The sequence below is a fragment of the Streptomyces sp. NPDC001393 genome (assembly GCF_053597455.1).
This window is the reverse complement of record NZ_JBSFIH010000002.1, coordinates 206497-224143: the sequence shown is the minus strand read 5'-3', so window position 1 is coordinate 224143 and position 17647 is coordinate 206497. Positions and strand designations below refer to the sequence as shown.

Here is a 17647-nt window from a genome sequence, read left to right as displayed (position 1 = left end):
GGGCCGGTCGGAGGGTGAGGCCCCTGCCCCGGTCAGAGGGTGAGGCCTCTGACGGACAGCCAGGTCTCCAGGACGAGCAGGGACCAGAGCGTCTCGGCCGCGTCCGCGTGCGGGCTCTCGGTCTGCAGCTGGAAGAGGTCCTGGACGACCTCGCGGCGGAACAGCGCGCCGCAGCGCGGGTCCGGGCCCAGCAGGGTGTCCCCGATCAGGTCGTACAGGGCCTCGCCGGGCTGGATCATCGCCGCGATCGGCAGGGTGAACGGCTGCTTGGGCCGCTCGATGATGCCGGCCGGCAGCCAGCGCCGGGCGGCGAGCGCGACCGGCGCCTTGACCGTCCCCCCGGCGACCTTCAGCGTGGCGGGCAGCGCGTGGGCGAAGCGCATCACCGACGGCTGCAGGAAGGGGATCCGGGCCTCGACCGCGTGCGCCATGCTCAGGTGGTCGACCCGGCGCAGGATGTAGGAGGGGAAGCGCTCCACCTGGTCGTAGCGCAGCAGCGTCTCCAGCTTGTCCCGGTCGCCCGCCGCGACCCGGCGGGCCAGCTCGTCGCCACTGCGGTCGGCGAAGAAGCCGCCGTCCGCACGGACCCGGGCGAGGTAGTCGGGGTGGTAGAGCCGGGTCAGGGTCGCGGTCCCGGTGGCCGCCATCGTCTCCTGGTAGCCGCGGTGCCAGGTGGGTCCGTCGTCACCGGCAGCCTTGGCGAAGCGGGCGTAGCCGGCGAAGAGCTCGTCGGCGCCGTCGCCGGTCAGTGCCACCTTGAAGCCGGCCTGGTGGACCGCCTCGAACAGGGCGAAGGTGCTGAGGCTGTGCGGGGCGTTGTTGGGCTGGTCGAGGTGGCGCACGTACCGGTCGATGACGGCCGGGAAGTCCGCGGGGCGGACCAGCACCTGATGGTGCCGGGTGCCGCAGTGCTCGGCGACCTGGGCCGCGAAGTGCCGTTCGTCGCTGGGCCAGTCGCCCTCGTAGGCGATGTTGAACGAGGCCAGGTCGGGGACGAGCGTGCTGCTGAGGGCGGTGAGGTAGCTGGAGTCGAGCCCGCCGCTGGTGATGACGCAGACCGGGACGTCGGCGCTGAGCATCCGGGCCAGCTCGTCCCGCAGCATCGCGTCGAGGTGCTCGGCGGCGCGGGCGGGGCCGTCCGCGCCGCTCCAGTCCTCCGTCTCGGCGGCGGGCTCCACAGGCCCCGTGAGCTCCGTCCGCGCGGTCACCAGGCGCCCGTCGGCGAAGCTGAGCATGCCGCCGGGCTCCAGGGTGCGTACCTCGCGGTAGACCGTGCCCGGTCCCCAGACGGCCTTGCCGCCCAGGTAGCGGTCGACGGCCAGCGGGTCGAGCCCGGCCGGGAAGTCCGGGAACCGGGAGAGCGCCTGGAGCTCGGAGGCGAAGCAGATCCGGCGGCCGTCCGAGGACAGGTAGTAGAACAGGGACTTCATGCCGGCATGGTCGGTGAACAGCTTCAGGCGCGGTTCGCGGCGTTCGTCGACGATCGCGATCGCGTACATGCCCTCGAGCCTGCTGACGAACGCGTCGCCGTGGAGCTCGTAGAGCGGCAGCAGTACGTCGCCGTCGCAGGTGCCTTCGAAGCGGTAGCCGTGACCGGCCAGTTCGGCGCGCAGGGCGGCGTGGTTGTAGATCTCGCCGTTGAACACGCAGGTCAGGCCCGGGCGTTCGAACGGCTGGTTGCCGCCTGCGACCCCCTGGATGGCGAGTCGGTTGTTGCCCAGCGCCCAGGTGGGGCCGAGCTTGAGGGTCTGGGCGTCCGGTCCGCCGTGGACCTGGCCGGCCGAGACGGAGGTGAGAACGGCGCGGTCGCGGTCGCCGACGGGCACGCCGAAGCAGCCGTGGATGCGGCACATGGGGTGTGGTACTCCCGGGTCGGAATCGCCGGTAAGGCTCGGGTGGGCTCAGGTGAGCAGCGGGGCGAGGCACTCGCGCGGCGGGGACTGCACCGCCTGCGGGTAGTGGCGGCCGAGGAACTCCGTGACGATCTCGACCTGTCGCAGCACGTCGTGGAGGTGGTCCCGGCTGGGCCGGCTGCCGTGGCGCTCCAGCGCGCTGTTGCCGGTCTTGAGGTAGACGGGCGCCGCGATCCGCACGAACTCCGGCGCCTCGTAGGTGCGGACGAAGCCGCCGGAGGCCTTCGGGTTGTCCACGTGGATGTCCAGGGGGACGCTGACCGAGCGCCGGATCGAGGCGATCATCGGCAGGGTGAGGTCGCGGACCGGGTTGATGCTGTCGGCGCCGAGCATCTCCAGCACCTGGGCGGAGGCCGGGTTTCCGTGCCCGCAGTGGGCGGAGACCTTGAGGTGGATGTCCTTGGGGAGATCGCCGTCCGCCCGCAGGCGGTTCAGCACCCACAGCAGGCCCTCGTCGTAGACGACGAAGCCGCGCACGCCCAGTTCCACGGCGCGCCGGATGTCCTCGACCGCGCGGATCAACTGGTCCTGGCCGCGCAACCGGTAGCCGATCCGGACGCCCTCGGCGGTCTGCACGCTGGCGCCGATGTCGTAGGCGGCCCGCGGGCCGACAGACATGACGATCTCGGCACCGTACTCCCGGCCGAGGGCGACGTAGGAGCGCAGGTCGCGGTCGGTGTGGCGGCACATGCCGAGGGTCTCGGTGATCCGGTTGACCGTGAAGCCGCGCCGGCGGCTCTCGGAGAGCAGGAACTCGGCGGCCTCGGGCGAGTTGACCGTGGGCACCTCGATGCGGAACTGGGCGCCGTCGGGGAAGCGCGCCTCGGAGGGCTCGGCCGCGTGTCCGTCGGACTCGGGCAGGCCGAGCCGGCTCAGCTGGGCGCGGGTCGTGCTGTACAGGGCCGGCAGCGTCATCCCGTCACCTCGTCACTTCGAAACCGAGCTGGGCCTCGACCCGCTCGACGATCTCTTCCGCGATCCGGATCGAGGTCGCGTGGTCTGCATGGACCACCTGGACCTCGCCGAAGTTGCCGACATTGCCGCGGCAGGGTTCGAGCAGCTCCGTCCGGGGGAACCGCACCCACAGCGAGCGCAGCGCCGTGCCGTACTCGGCCGCCCAGGACAGGTCGGGGACCGTCTCCGGCTTCGGCTGCCGCTGAGCGGCGCCGAACCAGCGCACGGTGGCGTACGCGGAGAAGGCCGGGTCCTGCGCCGGGATCTCCTCGTCGAGGTAGATCCGCACCAGCAGCTCGAAGAGGTCTCCCCCGCCGGCCATGACGAACAGCTCGGGCAGGCAGGAGCCCATCACCCGGGGGTTGAGCTCGATCAGCCGGGCGACGCCGTCCTCTCCGAGCATGACCTCGACGTGGAAGACGCCCAGGCGCATGTCGAGCGCGGTCAGGGCGCGCTCGGCGAACTCCATGACGACCTGGCGGTCGGCCTCGCTGATCGCGGCGGGGATGGTGGTGCCCAGCTCCAGCGGCTTGTGCTGGTCCCAGGTCTTCCGCTCGCTCACCGCGAAGCGGAGGAAGCGTCCGTGCGAGAGGCCGATCTCGGCCGACACGAAGCGTCCGGTCAGGTAGCGCTCCACCAGCATGCCATGGCGGTAGGCGGCACGTTGACGCTCGGAGCCGTCCAGCTCGGCGAAGAGCTCGCGCAGCCGCTGCTCGTCGGGGACGACGTGCGCCCCCTCGCTGGCGGAGCCGCAGGCGGGCTTGACCACCAGCGGGTAGCCGTGGGCGGCGGCGAAGCCGAGCGCGCCGTCGAGGCCCTCGACGGCCGCGTGCTCGGTCGTGTCCACGCCGGCGGCGGCCAGCGCCGCCCGGCAGGCGTCCTTCTGTTTCGCGGTCGCCGCGCCATGGGCGCTCGTGAACGGAATGCCGAGTTCCTCCGCGATGCGCGCGACCGGGACCACCAGCGCGTCCACGGTCGCCAGGAATCCGTCGATGGCGTACTCGGCGTGGATATCCAGTACGCAGGCCCGCAGCGCTTCGAATTCCGTGGCGTCGTCGAGCAGGTGCACCGCGTCGACGAATTTCCCGTGGTCAGTCTCGTTGAAATCGATGTTCTGGTATTTCTCCATCTGCCGGGAACGAATGAGCGTCACCCGGTGGCCGAGCCGTTTTGCGGCTTCGAAGGCAGGAGCGTTCCCCGTCTTCCAGGTTACGAAGACGACGTGTCGTGCCATTTCCGATTTCCCCCGTCAACTTGATTCGGGTACCGCGGCACCCAGGTCGGGCGCGCTGCGCCGGTTCCGCTCGGCCCAGGCCACGATCGGCGGGAAGCAGGCGCCGATCAGGGCGAAGGCGATCGCCATGACGAGCCAGCCGCCGGTCCGGTGCCCGATGGCCAGCCAGACCAGCAGCGCCGGGGCCACGAGCTTGCCCAGATCCGCGCTCATCGCGTAGGTGCCCTGGTACTGGCCCTGGGCGTGGTCGGGCGCCAGCCCGAAGGAGATGCCCCAACTGCCCGCCGACTGCCAGATCTCCCCGACCACGTGCAGGCCGGCGCCGAGCGCGAGCAGCACCGAGGCGAACACGGCGGAGCGCCCGTCGCTGAAGGCGAAGGCGGTGCAGGCCAGCCCGACGAAGGCCGCGCCGAACCGCACCGAGCGGGCCGCGCCACGCGGCTGATCGCTACCCTTGGCCGCCCTGACCTGCAACAGCACCACCGCGACGGTGTTGACCACGAGGATGGTGGCCACCATCCAGCGGGGCGCGTGCGTGCACTCGACGACCCATAGCGGCAGGACCACCTCCAGCAGCTGGTTGTGCATGGAGAGGACGCCGTCCAGCAGTACCAGGCTCAGATACGGGCGGTCGGTGAGCACCTCCAACCGGGGCCCGGGGCGGGCCGGTTGGGACGGGACCGCGGGCAGCAGCAGCGTGAGCAGGCCGCCCGTCAGGTAGATCGCTCCGTTGATCACCACGGCCGAGCGGTAGGCGGTCGGGGTGCCCACGGCCAGGATGAAGCCGGCCAGAGTGGCCCCCAGCGCCAGGCTGGTGTTGGTGGTGGCGCGCAGGTAGGCGCGGATCCGGACCCGCTGCTCGGCCGGGACCAGCCCGGCGATCATCGCCATCCGCGCGCTCCGGCTCGCGCTGAACGCGGCGGACTGGAGCGACACGACCACGACGTAGCCGGCCAGCCCGTGCACCAGGAGCAGGCCCAAGGTGAGCGGGCCGAGCAGAATGAGCGACCACAGCTGGACCGTGCGGGCACCGATCCGGTCCGCGAGGTGGCCCGCCGGGGTGCTCGACGCGAGGGAGACGGCCGCGGCGACCACGACGCCGACGGCGAACTGTCCCGCGGACAGCCCGACCACGGACGTCGCGTAGATCGCGCTGATCGCCGCCCATAGGCCCTGGCCGTGGACGGCGGTGATGAGAGTGAGGGTGCGAGCGGGGCCCTTCTCGGGCAGCAGTCCGGCGAGCAGGTCGCGCGACCGGACGCGGCTCAGCACCGAGGCTTTGCGCCGGATGGCGCGGCGTGGGCGGATATGCCGACCAGCGGGTAGGTAATTCTTTGCTGTGCGGAACTGGAACGTGCGGAACCGGACAATGGGGCATCCTTATTGCATGGGTGAGCCAAGGATGTGATGGAGGTCCGCCTCGCAGCCGATAAATGTGGTCGGTGGAGGCAACGTGCAACGTGCCGAACAACTGACTTGCCCGCGTCGATCTTGACCGGGCATGCGAGAGGTTAACGAGCGCTCACTGCGCCTGTCAATGAGATCGAACTGAAATTCTGCGTACGGATATGTGCCGCCGAATCGGCGAAAGGCGGCACGCCCGGTCGTCGCCATGTCCATTGACGGCCGCAGCGGCGGCTGATAAAGACCGGGCTGTTCAGTCGGCCAGGCGGTGCAGCCGACCAACAGCCTCGTGGAGGACGTCGTCCTTCTTGCAGAAAGTGAATCGAACCTGGCTGCGACCCGCGTCGGGGTCGTCGTAGAAGACCGAGTTGGGGATGGCGACGACACCGCAGCGTCCGGGGAGCGAGCGGCAGAAGGCGTAGGCGTCCTTCTCGCCGAACGGGCTGATGTCGGTGGTGATGAAGTACGTGCCCTGGGGCTGGTAGACCTCGAACCCGGCCGCGCGCAGGCCGTCGCCGAGCAGGTCGCGCTTGCGGCGGAGGTCGGTGCGGAAGCTGTCGAAGTACGAGTCCGGCAGGCGCAGCGCCTCGGCGATCGCGTACTGGAAGGGGCCCGCACTGACGTAGGTCAGGTACTGCTTGGCCGTCCGGACGGCGGAGACGAGCGGGCCGTTCGCCGTGGCCCAGCCGACCTTCCAGCCGGTGAAGGAGAACGTCTTGCCGGCCGAACCGATCGTCACCGTGCGCTCGCGCATGCCGGGGAAGGTGGCGAGCGGCAGGTGCTCGGCGTCGTCGAAGACCAGGTGCTCGTACACCTCGTCCGTCACCACCAGCAGGTCCCGCTCGACCGCCAGCTCGGCGATCGCGGCCAGCTCCGCCCGTGTGAGGACCGTACCGGTCGGATTGTGCGGGGTGTTGATCAGCAGCAGCCGGGTGCGGCCGGTGACGGCGGCCCGCAGCTCGTCCAGGTCCAGGCGGAAGGAGCCCTCGTGCGGGCGCAGGGTCACGGGTACGCGCGTGCCGCCCGCCATGGCGATGCTCGCCGCGTAGGAGTCGTAGTACGGCTCCAGGGCCACGACCTCGTCGCCCGGCTCCACCAGCGCCAGCAGCGCGGCCGCGATCGCCTCCGTCGCGCCCGCCGTGACCAGTACCTCGGTGTCGGGGTCGTGGTCCAGCCCGTAGCGGCGCCGCTGGTGCGCGGCGATCGCGGTGCGCAGCTCCGGGATGCCCGGCCCCGGCGGGTACTGGTTGCCGCGGCCGTCGCGCAGTGCCCGTACGGCCGCCTCCCTGACCTCCTCGGGGCCGTCGGTGTCGGGGAAACCCTGGCCCAGGTTGATCGACCCGGTCGACAGGGCGAGCGCGGACATCTCGGCGAAGATCGTCGTCCCGAACTCGGCGAGCCGGCGATTGAGGTGAGGGCGTGCGCTGGAGGTCATGGGGGCCATCCTGCGCCCAAGCTCTGGAGTTCCTCAACTCTGCTTTGCGCCGTGGGACGGCCGGGCATCTGCCGGTCACCGCGGTCCATGGGGGACCGCTTCGGGGGAACGGAAGGAGGGTGACGCCATGGTCATCGGGATCATCGTCATCCTGGTCGTGGCCGTCACGGTGCTGGCCGGGAGCCGGCGGCGGAAGGTGTCGCTCGGCAAGAGCGGCCGTGGCCGGTCCGGGTCGTACCGCTCGTCGTCCTCGTCCTCGGCGTACGACGGCAGCGGCAGCTGGTGGGCGGGCGGCGCCGACTCCGGTCCGTCGGGCGGGCACCACGGGGGCCACCATGGCGGTCACCACGGCGGCCACTCCTGCGGTGGCGGCCATTCCTGCGGCGGCCACTCCTCCTGCGGCGGGGGCGGATGCGGGGGAGGCAGCTGACACGGGGCAGCCGAGCTCCCGGGGGAACCGTATCCGGGCCGCATGCGAGCGCCCGCCGGACGAGGTCGGCCGGCGGGCGCTCGCCGTGCGTACGGACGAGGACGGCCGGAGGGCGCTCGCCGTTCGTGGGCCGCGCCCGGCGCGGCCATGGTTGAACAGTTGAACTGTGGAGCCCTCTGAGGGATGGAAACCCCACGAAGTTGGGTAAAAACGCTGTCGGGGCGCCACTGTCCATGATTCCCTCTAAACCGCCAACGCAGCCCCTCGGACGTCCCTGAGACCTCCCGCCCCGGCCGAGCCGGCTGGGCTGACATGGCAGATCTCCCCCTCATCGCGTGTTAGCGGAGCCGATCCATGCTCACGACCCTGAACACCTCCTACACCGATACACGGGCTGCCGACCTGGCCTGGGCCCTGGGACGCGAGCCGCTGCCGGCCCTGGCCACCCTCGACCTGGAACTCACCGGGGCCAAGCTCCAGTTGAGACTGCTCGGCGCGTCCCACCAGGTGCTGCTGGACGAGGAGCGCGGCCGCTGTTCGGAGACGGTCGCCTGCATCCCCGGCTCCAGCACCCCGCTGCCCCTCGGCGTCGCCAAGCGCGTCGGCGACTGGGAGTACGAGTTCGCCGCGCGCGTCGAGGTGCTCACCCCCGGCTCGTTCGCGGGCCGCGCCCAGGAGTTGCTGGCCCTCGTCTCCGACCATCCGCACGGCCTCGCCGGCGTCTTCCCGGGCAGCCCGCACGCCTTCACCGCGATGCTGGCCCAGCGCCACGAGGGCCAGGTGCACTGGCGCACCTGGCACGCCTACCCGCAGGACGGCCAGTTGGTGGCCACCCGGACCAGGGTCGGCGTGCGGGTGCCGACCGCACAACTGAACTGAGCGCGCCGCGCAGACATAAACCCCTTACACGTCAACTGCCTCCAGATCCACACGTGTGGGTGACGAAGCGTACCGAGCGTGTGACGTAACGTCGCAGAGTGATCGATCCGCACGCTCCCGCGCAACCGGGTTGCCCGCCGTCCTGGACAGGCCCCGCTCGGCTGCCCGTCCGGCCCGGCACCGGGCGGTTCCTGGTCCTCGTGTGCGTCTTCGTCTGCGCGGCCTGCGGACTCGTCTACGAACTCGAACTCGTCGCGTTCGCCTCGTACTTGATGGGCGACTCGGTCACCCAGGCCTCCGTCGTGCTGTCCGTGATGGTGTTCGCGATGGGCATCGGCTCCCTCGGCGCCAAGCGGCTGCGCTGGCACGCTGCGGCCGGTTTCGGCGCGATCGAGACCGCCCTCGCGCTGATCGGCGGATGCAGCGCGATGGCGCTGTACGCCGTCTTCGCCTGGACCGGCGGCTGGGGCGGGATGTGGGCCGAGGGCCCGCGCTGCCTGCTGGTCGCCTTCTCGCTCGCCATCGGCCTGCTCATCGGCGCCGAAGTCCCGCTGCTGATGGAGCTGATCCAGCGCATCCGCCACCAGGACGCGGGCGGCGCGGTGGCCGACCTGTTCGCGGCGGACTACGTCGGCGCGCTGGTCGGCGGCCTGGCATTTCCCTTCCTTCTCCTGCCCGTCCTCGGCCAGTTGACGGGCGCGCTGCTCACCGGCACGGTCAACGTCGTGGCCGGCGGCGCCCTGGTCCTCGGTCTCTTCCGCCGCGACCTCACCCGCCGGGCCCGCTGGACCCTGCTCCTCGTCGGCCTCGTCGTCCTCGGCGTCCTCGCCTCCGCCGCGGCCCTCGCCGACGAGTTCGAACGCGCCGCCCGGCACGCCGTCTACGGCAAGGACGTCCGGGTCGCCGAACAGACCGACGTCCAGGAGGTCGTCCTCGCCGGCGGCACCGACGGCAAGCCCCTCGACCTCTTCCTGGACGGCCGGCTCCGCGTCGGCGGCCGCGACGAACGCCGCTACCACGAGGCCCTCGTCCACCCGGCCATGTCCGCCGGCCCGCACGCGCGCGTACTGATCCTCGGCGGCGGCGACGGCCTGGCCGCCCGCGAGGTGCTGCGCCACGGCGGGGTGCGCCGCGTCGACGTCGTCGAACTCGACCCTGGCCTGCTCCGCCTGGCCCGCCACGACCCCGGCCTCGCCGCCGCCAACGGCCACGCCTACGACGACCCCCGCGTCCACACCACCACCGCCGACGCCCTCGGCTGGCTGCGCGGCGCGCCCCCCGCCCGGTACGACGTGGTGATCGCCGACCTCCCCGACCCCTGCATCACCGCCAGCACCAAGCTCTACTCCCAGGAGTTCTACGGCCTGGCCCGCCGCGTCCTCGCCTCCGGTGGCCGGCTCGTCGTCCACGCCGGGTCGGTCACCACCCGCCCCCGCGTCTTCTGGACGGTCGCCGCGACCCTGAGCGCCGCGGGCCTCGCCGCCTCCCCCTACCGGGTCCTCGGCCACGACTCCGGCTTCCCGGCCGGCCCCGACCGCGCGGCGGGCGCGCCCGGAGCCCCGCACGACTGGGGCTTCCTGCTGGCCCGCCCGGGGGCCACTCCGCCACCGCTGCGCCTGACCACCGGACCGCTGCGCACCCTGACACCGGCGGACCTGACCGCGGACGCACGGGCGGCGCAGCGGACCCGCATCGAGGGGCTGCCCGCGTCGACGCTGGTGCATCCGCGGTACTGAGGAGCCGGTCGGGGGGCGGGCTGGTCGGGGGCTTCTGGTGAGCCGGTTGGGGGGCCGGCGAGCCGGTCGGAGGTGCTGGCGAGCTGGTCGGGAGGTGCCGGCGAGCCGGTCTGAGGTACTGGCGAGCCGGTCGGGCGCGGGTGATTTCCGGTCACACCTGGGTAGGCTCACCCGACATGGAGCACCAGGTCTTCGTCCCGGTTCCGCTCGAGCCGCTCAGAGCCGCCCTGGCCGACCCCGCGCGCGTCGCCCGCGCGGTCCCCGGCCTGCAACAGGACGCCGGTGCCGAACCCGTCGCCGGACGCCTGAAGCTCCGCGTCCAAGGACACTCCGTCACCTACCGGGGTACGGCCCGGGTCGTAGCCCGCACGGACGGCACGTACGCCGTCGAGGCCGACGCCACCGAGGCCCGCGGCACCGGTGCCGTGAAACTCGCCCTCACCCTGCGCCTGGCGGAGGCCGAGGGCGGTACGACGGTCACGGTCGAGGGCACGGCGGACGCGGACGGCCGTATCGCCGAGCTCCCGCCGGACGCGGTCCACGCCGCCCTGACCCGGCTGCTGAACTGTTTCGTGGAGAACCTGGCGACGCCCCAGGAGGCGCCGGAACCCGAGGCCGAGCAGACCTCCGTCTTCGAGACCGAGGTCCCGCCACCGTCCCTGGACCCGGCGGCCGACCGCTTCTCCGGGGACTTCGCCGACACCGGCGAGCCCCCCGCCGAGGCCGCCCACGCCCGCCGCACGATGATCGGCCGCAGCGCGGAGGAGGTCGACCATGCCCCGCCGCGGGGGCGTTACGCACCGGTTCCGGCGCCGCAGACCGTCACGGCCACATCGGCACTGCGCTGGGCGGCACCGGCGGCGGCACTGGTGGTGGCGTCGGCGATCGTCGTGAGCAGGGCCTTGCGAAAACGCCGCTGAGCGAAAGCGCACCCGTCTCCCCCCAGTAGCCTCGTCCCGTGAGTAACGAAGACATCACGCTGACCGCGGGCAACGCGGAAGTACGCGTCAGCCCCGCGCACGGCGGCCGGATCAGCAGCCTCGAGGTCGACGCCCTCCAACTGCTGAGGCAAGGGCACCGCTACGGCTGCTTCCCGATGGTGCCGTGGTGCGGTCGCACCAGGGACGGCCGCTTCCTGGACGGCGGCACCGTACGCCAGATGCCGCTCAACTCCCCGCCGCACGCCATCCACGGCACCGCCCGCGACGGCGCCTGGCGCACCGCGCGCGTCTCGGACAGCGAGGCGGTGATCACGTACGACCTGGTCGACCCCTGGCCGCACCCCGGCCGCGTCACCCAGGTCGTCACGCTCGCCGAGGACGGCCTGACGCTGACGATGTCGGTGGAGGCGCGGGACGACTCCTTCCCGGCGCAGATCGGCTGGCACCCCTGGTTCAACCGGAACCTGGGCGGTGAGGACGTGGCCGTCGACTTCAAGCCCGCCTGGCAGGAGGAGCGCGGGGACGACCATCTGCCCACCGGCAACCGGATCGACCCGAAGCCCGGCCCCTGGGACGACTGCTTCGGCATGCCCGACGGCGTCGACGTCACCCTCACCTGGCCCGGACAGCTTCAGCTGAAGGTGACCAGCCGCGAGGAGTGGGTGGTCGTCTACGACGAGCAGGCCGAGGCCGTGTGCGTGGAGCCGCAGACCGGCCCGCCCAACGGCCTGAACACCCTTCCGCGCCTGGTCACCCCGCTGGAGCCGCTGGAGGCGAGCACCACCTGGAGCTGGCGGCGCCTTTAAGCTGGTCGGCATGACGGATGTACGTGGCGCGCTGCTGCAGCAGATCAAGGACAAGGCCGTGGTGCACGGCAAGGTGACCCTCTCCTCGGGTCTGGAGGCCGACTACTACGTCGACCTGCGCCGCATCACCCTCGACGGCGAGGCCGCCCCGCTGGTCGGTCAGGTGCTGCTGGATCTGACCGCGGACCTGGAGTTCGACGCCGTCGGCGGCCTCACCATGGGCGCCGACCCGGTCGCCGCCGCCATGCTGCACGCCGCCGCCGCGCGCGGGAAGAAGCTGGACGCGTTCGTCGTACGCAAGGCGGCGAAGGCGCACGGCCTGCAGCGGCGGGTCGAGGGCCCGGAGATCAAGGGCCGTCGGGTGCTGGTCGTCGAGGACACCTCCACCACCGGCGGCTCCCCGCTCACCGCCGTGGAAGCCGTGCGCGAGGCGGGCGCCGAGGTCGTGGCCGTGGCGACCATCGTGGACCGCGCAACCGGCGCCGCCGAGAAGATCGAGGCCGGCGCGGGCGTTCCGTACCGTTTCGCCTTCTCGAAGGATGAACTGGGTCTGGACTGACGACGCGGATTGACCTGGACTTGTCCGGCGCATGGACCACCGGTCCATGTCTGGAAAGATGGGGACGACGACGGCGTCGAAACCCCCAGGTCTAGGTCAGGGCCGTAACGCACAACCCCAACCCGCAACACAAGGAGCGGACAGATGCCCATCGCAACCCCCGAGGTCTACAACGAGATGCTCGACCGGGCGAAGGCAGGCAAGTTCGCCTACCCGGCCATCAACGTCACCTCGAGCCAGACCCTGAACGCGGCGCTGCGCGGCTTCGCGGAGGCGGAGAGCGACGGCATCGTCCAGATCTCGACCGGTGGTGCCGAGTTCCTCGGCGGCCAGTACAGCAAGGACATGGTGACCGGCGCGGTCGCCCTCGCCGAGTACGCGCACATCCTCGCCGAGAAGTACCCGGTCAACATCGCGCTGCACACCGACCACTGCCCGAAGGACAAGCTCGACGGGTACGTACGTCCGCTGATCGCGATCTCCGAGGAGCGCGTGAAGGCCGGCAAGAACCCGCTGTTCCAGTCCCACATGTGGGACGGCTCCGCCGAGACCCTCGCCGACAACCTGGAGATCGCCCAGGAGCTGCTGGAGCGCACCCGCGCCGCCAACATCATCCTGGAGGTCGAGATCACCCCGACCGGCGGCGAGGAGGACGGCGTCTCCCACGAGATCAACGACTCCCTCTACACCACGGTCGAGGACGCCATCCGCACCGCCGAGGCCCTGGGCCTGGGCGAGAAGGGCCGCTACCTGCTGGCCGCCTCCTTCGGCAACGTGCACGGCGTGTACAAGCCGGGCAACGTCGTGCTCCGCCCCGAGCTGCTGAAGGAGCTGAACGAGGGCGTGGCCGCGAAGTTCGGCAAGGCCTCCCCGTTCGACTTCGTCTTCCACGGCGGCTCCGGCTCATCCGAGCAGGAGATCCTCACCGCGCTCGAGAACGGCGTCGTGAAGATGAACATCGACACGGACACCCAGTACGCCTTCACCCGTCCGGTCGCCGCCCACATGTTCCAGAACTACGACGGCGTCCTGAAGGTCGACGGCGAGGTCGGCAACAAGAAGGCCTACGACCCGCGCACCTGGGGCAAGCTGGCCGAGGCGAGCATGGCCGCGCGTGTCGTCGAGGCCACGCAGAACCTGCGCTCGGCGGGCAACAAGATCAAGTAACCGGGTACCCCCGCGGTGGGCCCGGCGGCTGTGCCGGCCGCCGGGCCCGCTGTATACCTGGGGGGTGCCCGATGTCCGGCTGTCCTCGTCCCAGGGCAAGTGGATCCTGCTCACCACGGTCCTCGGCTCCAGCATGGCGCTGCTGGACTCGACCGTCGTCAACGTGGCGCTCCCGCGCATCGGGCAGGACCTGGGCGCGAGCCTGGCCGCCCTGCAATGGACGGTCAACGCGTACATGGTCACGCTGGCCGGACTGATCCTGCTCGGCGGTTCGCTGGGCGACCACTACGGCCGCCGGAAGATCTTCGTGCTGGGCGTGGTGTGGTTCGCGGCGGCGTCCCTGCTGTGCGGCCTGTCGCCGAACCCGCCGGTGCTGATCGCCGCCCGGGCCCTGCAGGGCATCGGCGGCGCGCTCCTCACCCCCGGCTCCCTGGCGATCATCCAGTCGTCCTTCCACCGCGACGACCGCAGCCGGGCCGTCGGCCTCTGGTCCGGCTTCGGCGGGATCGGCGCGGCGGTCGGCCCGTTCCTGGGCGGCTGGCTGGTGACCGGCCCCGGCTGGCGCTGGGTGTTCCTGCTGAACGTCCCGCTGGCCCTGCTGTGCGTACCGGTCGCGGTGCGGCACGTGCCGGAGTCCTCCGACAGCGACAGCCGCGGTCGCTTCGACGTGCTGGGTGCCGCCCTGGGCGCCCTGGCCCTGGCCCTGCTGACGTACGCGCTGATCGAGGCGAGGGCGGGCTCGCTGGTGGTGGCCCTGACGGCGTTGGCGGGCCTGGCGGCGGCGGTGGCCTTCGTGTACGTGGAGCGACACCGCCCTGCCCCGATGCTCCCCCCGGACATCTTCGCCTCGCGCCAGTTCACGGCGGTCAACCTGGTCACCCTGTGCGTGTACGCGGCGTTCGGCGGCTTCTTCTTCCTGACCGCGCTCCAGCTCCAGGTGGTGGCGGGCTACTCGCCGCTCGCGGCCGGTACGGCCCTGCTCCCGACCACCGCCTTGATGCTCCTCTTCTCCTCCCGCTCCGGTGCGCTGTCCGACCGCACGGGCCCGCGCCTGCCCCTGACGATCGGTCCTCTCCTCTGCGCTGCGGCGATGCTGCTGATGCTCCGCGTGGGCCCGAACGCCCACTACCTCACCGACGTCCTGCCGGCCCTGCTGGTCATGGGCGCGGGCATGGTGACCCTCGTGGCCCCGCTGACGGCGACGGTGCTCGCCTCGGTCGACACCTCCCGGGCGGGCCTGGCCAGCGGCATCAACAACGCGGCGGCGAGAGCGGCGGGGCTGGTGGCCGTCGCCGCCCTCCCTCTCCTGACCGGGATGGGCCCGGAGGCGTACCGGGTCCCGGCCGCCTTCGACGCGGCGTTCCGGCGGGCCATGCCGATGTGCGCGGCGGTCCTGGTGGTTGGCTCCCTGCTGGCCTTCACCCTGGTCCGCCGCCCGGCCCCGGAGTGCCGACACCCGGAGTGCCACGTGCACGGCTGCGTGACGGCGCCGCCGCTGGAGGGGGAGCGACGGGGTTAGGCCCTGTCGGCGAGCAGTGGCCCCAGCACACCAAACCGTGAGGTGAGCCAAACTGGACCCCATGACGATTCACGAAAACCTTCTCGGCGGTCCGCCCCCCACTCACCTCCCCGACGACCCCGAGCCCCGCGAACAGCTCGCCGCCGGCACCGCCCCCGCCGACGTCGCCGCCAAGTACCCCACCTCCTCCCTCGCCTGGGCCCAGCTGGCCGACGAGGCGTTCGAGCGCGGCGCGGTCGTGGAGTCGTACGCCTACGCCCGTACGGGCTACCACCGCGGCCTCGACGCCCTGCGCCGCAGCGGCTGGAAGGGGCACGGCCCGGTCCCCTGGGAGCACGAGCCGAACCGCGGTTTCCTGCGCGCCCTGCACGCCCTCGCCCGTGCCGCCCACGCGATCGGTGAGCAGGAGGAGTACGAGCGCTGCACGCAGTTCCTGAAGGACTCCTCTCCGACGGCGGCGCAGACGCTGGGCTAGTCCGGCGGAAGTCGGTGGTGTGGCCCGTCTGGCAGCAGGCGGGCCTTGCCGGATCCGGGTCCATTGCGGAGGATGCCGGGTGGGGACCGGGGCCCCCGTGCCGGCATCGGCAGGGGCGGACCGCTACCCGGAGCAACAACAGGAGACAGCGATGTCCCAATCGGCTCAGCAGTCCATGGAGACTCAGGAGCCCGAGACTCCGCATCTCGATTTCGCGGGCACGACGCCGTACGAGGACTACGTCAGGGCGGACCTGCTCACCCACCTCCAGCACACCCTCTCCGACGATCCCGGAGAGATGGTCTTCCTGGTCACGACCCAGGTCATGGAGCTGTGGTTCACCGTCGTCGTCCATGAGTGGGAGACCGCGGCGGCCGCCCTGCGCGGCGACGACGTGCCGACCGCGATCGCCGCGCTGAAGCGTTCCGTACGGGAACTGGAGGCCCTCAACGCCTCCTGGAAGCCCCTCGGCCAGCTCACCCCGGCGCAGTTCAACTCGTACCGCTCCGCCCTCGGTGAGGGCTCCGGCTTCCAGTCGGCGATGTACCGCCGCATGGAGTTCCTGCTCGGCGAGAAGTCCGCGTCCATGCTCGTACCGCACCGCGGCGCCCCGCGCGCACACGCGGAGCTGGAGAAGGCGCTGCACGAGCCGAGCCTGTACGACGAGGTGCTGCGGCTGCTGGCCCGGCGCGGGCACGCGATCCCCGCGTCCGTCCTGCACCGGGACGTCTCCCAGCGCTACGAGCCCTCCGACGCGGTCGAGCAGGCCTGGGCGGCGATCTACTCCGGCGACCAGGACGCCGAACTCGCCCGGCTGGGCGAGGCGTTGACCGACGTGGGCGAACTGGTCTGGCGCTGGCGCAACGACCACCTGGTCGCCACCCGCCGCGCGATGGGCGCCAAGCCCGGCACGGGCGGCTCGGCCGGCGTGGCCTGGCTGGAGAAGCGCGCCCGCAAGAACGTGTTCCCGGAGCTGTGGACGGCGAGGTCCCATGTCTGAACTGGCCCTGGAGGCAGAGAAGCTGGACGCGGCCGACGAACTGGCGCCGCTGCGTGACCGCTTCGTCCTCGACGAGGTGGTCTACCTCGACGGCAACTCGCTCGGCGCGCTCCCCGCGAACGTCCCCGACCGCGTGGCCGACGTGGTCCGCCGGGAGTGGGGCGAACTGCGCATCCGCTCCTGGGAGGAGAGCGGCTGGTGGACGGCCCCCGAGCGGATCGGCGACCGGATCGCCCCGCTGGTCGGCGCCGCGGCCGGGCAGATCGTCGTGGGCGACTCCACAAGTGTCAACGTTTTCAAGGCACTTGTGGCCGCCGTACGGATGGCGGGCGAGGACCGCACCGAGATCCTGGTGGACGCCACGACATTTCCCACGGACGGCTACATCGCCGAGTCGGCGGCCCGCCTGACCGGCCGCACCCTGCGCGCGGTGACGCCGGCGGAGGTGCCGGCGGCGCTGGGTGACCGTACGGCGGTGGTGCTGCTGAACCACGTCGACTACCGCACGGGCCGCCTGCACGACCTGCCGGGGCTGACCGCCGCGATCCACGCCGCCGGCGCCCTCGCGGTCTGGGACCTGTGCCACAGCGCGGGCGCGCTGGAGGTGGGCCTGGACGAGCACGGGGTCGACCTGGCGGTCGGCTGCACCTACAAGTACCTGAACGGCGGCCCGGGTTCCCCGGCGTACCTGTACGTCCGTCGCGATCTCCAGCCCGGTTTCGACTCCCCGCTGCCCGGCTGGAACTCGCACACCGACCCCTTCGGCATGAGCCCGTCGTACGCCCCGGCGCCGGGCGCCCTGCGCGGCCGCGTGGGCACCCCGGACATCCTGTCCATGCTGGCCCTGGAGGCGGCCCTGGAGGTCTGGGACGACGTGTCCGTCTCCGCCGTACGCGCCAAGTCCCTCGCGCTGACGGACTTCTTCCTGCGGTGCGTGCGGGCGTACGCCGGGCCGGGGCGTGTGGAGTCCGTGACCCCGGAACGCCACGAGGAGCGCGGCAGCCAGGTCGCTCTGCGCTGCGACGACGCCGGCGAGGTGATGAAACGCCTGATCACCCGCGGTGTCGTGGGCGACTTCCGGCACCCCGACGTCCTCCGCTTCGGCTTCACCCCGTTGTACGTCACCTTCGCCGAGACCGAGCGCGCGGCCCGGATCCTGGCCGAGGAACTGGCGTAGGGAGGCACCCGGGAGAGG

At 71.8% G+C, this 17647-nt stretch carries 16 protein-coding genes; 11 read left to right on the top strand and 5 right to left on the bottom strand.

Going from position 1 to position 17647, the window contains the following annotated elements; genetic code table 11:
- Positions 1–32: 32 nt before the first annotated feature.
- The 5 genes from asnB to ACWC2T_RS03980 all read right to left on the bottom strand — a co-directional run bounded on the left by asnB (position 33) and on the right by ACWC2T_RS03980 (position 6949).
- A complete protein-coding gene (asnB, locus tag ACWC2T_RS04000; RefSeq protein WP_450668870.1) occupies positions 33–1853 on the bottom strand; it encodes an asparagine synthase (glutamine-hydrolyzing) in 1821 nt (606 codons plus the stop codon).
- A 48-nt stretch (positions 1854–1901) separates the two neighbouring features.
- Positions 1902–2828, bottom strand: coding sequence for a peptidase (locus ACWC2T_RS03995; protein WP_450668869.1), 927 nt, complete (start codon positions 2826–2828; stop codon positions 1902–1904).
- A 4-nt stretch (positions 2829–2832) separates the two neighbouring features.
- Complete coding sequence (locus tag ACWC2T_RS03990) at positions 2833–4101, bottom strand: ATP-grasp domain-containing protein (protein ID WP_450668868.1); 1269 nt, start codon at positions 4099–4101, stop codon at positions 2833–2835.
- A 15-nt stretch (positions 4102–4116) separates the two neighbouring features.
- Positions 4117–5373 (bottom strand): MFS transporter, encoded by a 1257-nt coding sequence (locus ACWC2T_RS03985; protein WP_450668867.1) that lies wholly within the window; start codon positions 5371–5373, stop codon positions 4117–4119.
- Between the two features lie 385 nt (positions 5374–5758).
- The gene (locus ACWC2T_RS03980) at positions 5759–6949 is read right to left on the bottom strand and encodes a pyridoxal phosphate-dependent aminotransferase (RefSeq protein WP_450668866.1); all 1191 of its coding nucleotides are present in this window, start codon (positions 6947–6949) and stop codon (positions 5759–5761) included.
- Between the two features lie 118 nt (positions 6950–7067).
- On the opposite strand from ACWC2T_RS03980, the gene ACWC2T_RS03975 reads away from it, so the two are divergent.
- From ACWC2T_RS03975 to kynU, 11 genes are all read left to right on the top strand, one after another.
- Positions 7068–7370, top strand: a complete 303-nt coding sequence (locus ACWC2T_RS03975) for a hypothetical protein (RefSeq protein WP_450668865.1) — start codon at positions 7068–7070, stop codon at positions 7368–7370.
- A 354-nt stretch (positions 7371–7724) separates the two neighbouring features.
- Entirely contained in the window at positions 7725–8249 is a 525-nt protein-coding gene (locus ACWC2T_RS03970) for a DUF2617 family protein (protein WP_388762215.1), read from the top strand.
- A gap of 98 nt (positions 8250–8347) precedes the next feature.
- Complete coding sequence (locus tag ACWC2T_RS03965; protein ID WP_450668864.1) at positions 8348–9985, top strand: polyamine aminopropyltransferase; 1638 nt, start codon at positions 8348–8350, stop codon at positions 9983–9985.
- A gap of 176 nt (positions 9986–10161) precedes the next feature.
- Positions 10162–10905: an SRPBCC family protein gene (locus ACWC2T_RS03960; protein ID WP_450668863.1), complete on the top strand. Its 744-nt coding sequence runs from the start codon at positions 10162–10164 to the stop codon at positions 10903–10905.
- Between the two features lie 38 nt (positions 10906–10943).
- Positions 10944–11732, top strand: coding sequence for an aldose epimerase family protein (locus tag ACWC2T_RS03955; protein WP_450668862.1), 789 nt, complete (start codon positions 10944–10946; stop codon positions 11730–11732).
- Positions 11733–11742: 10 nt separating this feature from the next.
- Entirely contained in the window at positions 11743–12291 is a 549-nt protein-coding gene (gene pyrE, locus ACWC2T_RS03950) for an orotate phosphoribosyltransferase (RefSeq protein ID WP_069779633.1), read from the top strand.
- Between the two features lie 144 nt (positions 12292–12435).
- A complete protein-coding gene (fbaA, locus tag ACWC2T_RS03945) occupies positions 12436–13458 on the top strand; it encodes a class II fructose-bisphosphate aldolase (RefSeq protein WP_450668861.1) in 1023 nt (340 codons plus the stop codon).
- A gap of 64 nt (positions 13459–13522) precedes the next feature.
- Positions 13523–14977: an MFS transporter gene (locus ACWC2T_RS03940; RefSeq protein WP_450668860.1), complete on the top strand. Its 1455-nt coding sequence runs from the start codon at positions 13523–13525 to the stop codon at positions 14975–14977.
- Positions 14978–15038: 61 nt separating this feature from the next.
- Entirely contained in the window at positions 15039–15452 is a 414-nt protein-coding gene (locus ACWC2T_RS03935; protein WP_351209776.1) for a DUF3151 domain-containing protein, read from the top strand.
- 151 nt (positions 15453–15603) lie between these two features.
- Complete coding sequence (locus ACWC2T_RS03930) at positions 15604–16452, top strand: tryptophan 2,3-dioxygenase family protein (protein WP_450668859.1); 849 nt, start codon at positions 15604–15606, stop codon at positions 16450–16452.
- On the top strand, positions 16445–17629 hold the full coding sequence (gene kynU, locus ACWC2T_RS03925) for a kynureninase (protein ID WP_450668858.1): 1185 nt from the start codon (positions 16445–16447) through the stop codon (positions 17627–17629). Before ACWC2T_RS03930 ends, kynU begins: the two co-directional genes overlap by 8 nt.
- Positions 17630–17647: the final 18 nt, after the last annotated feature.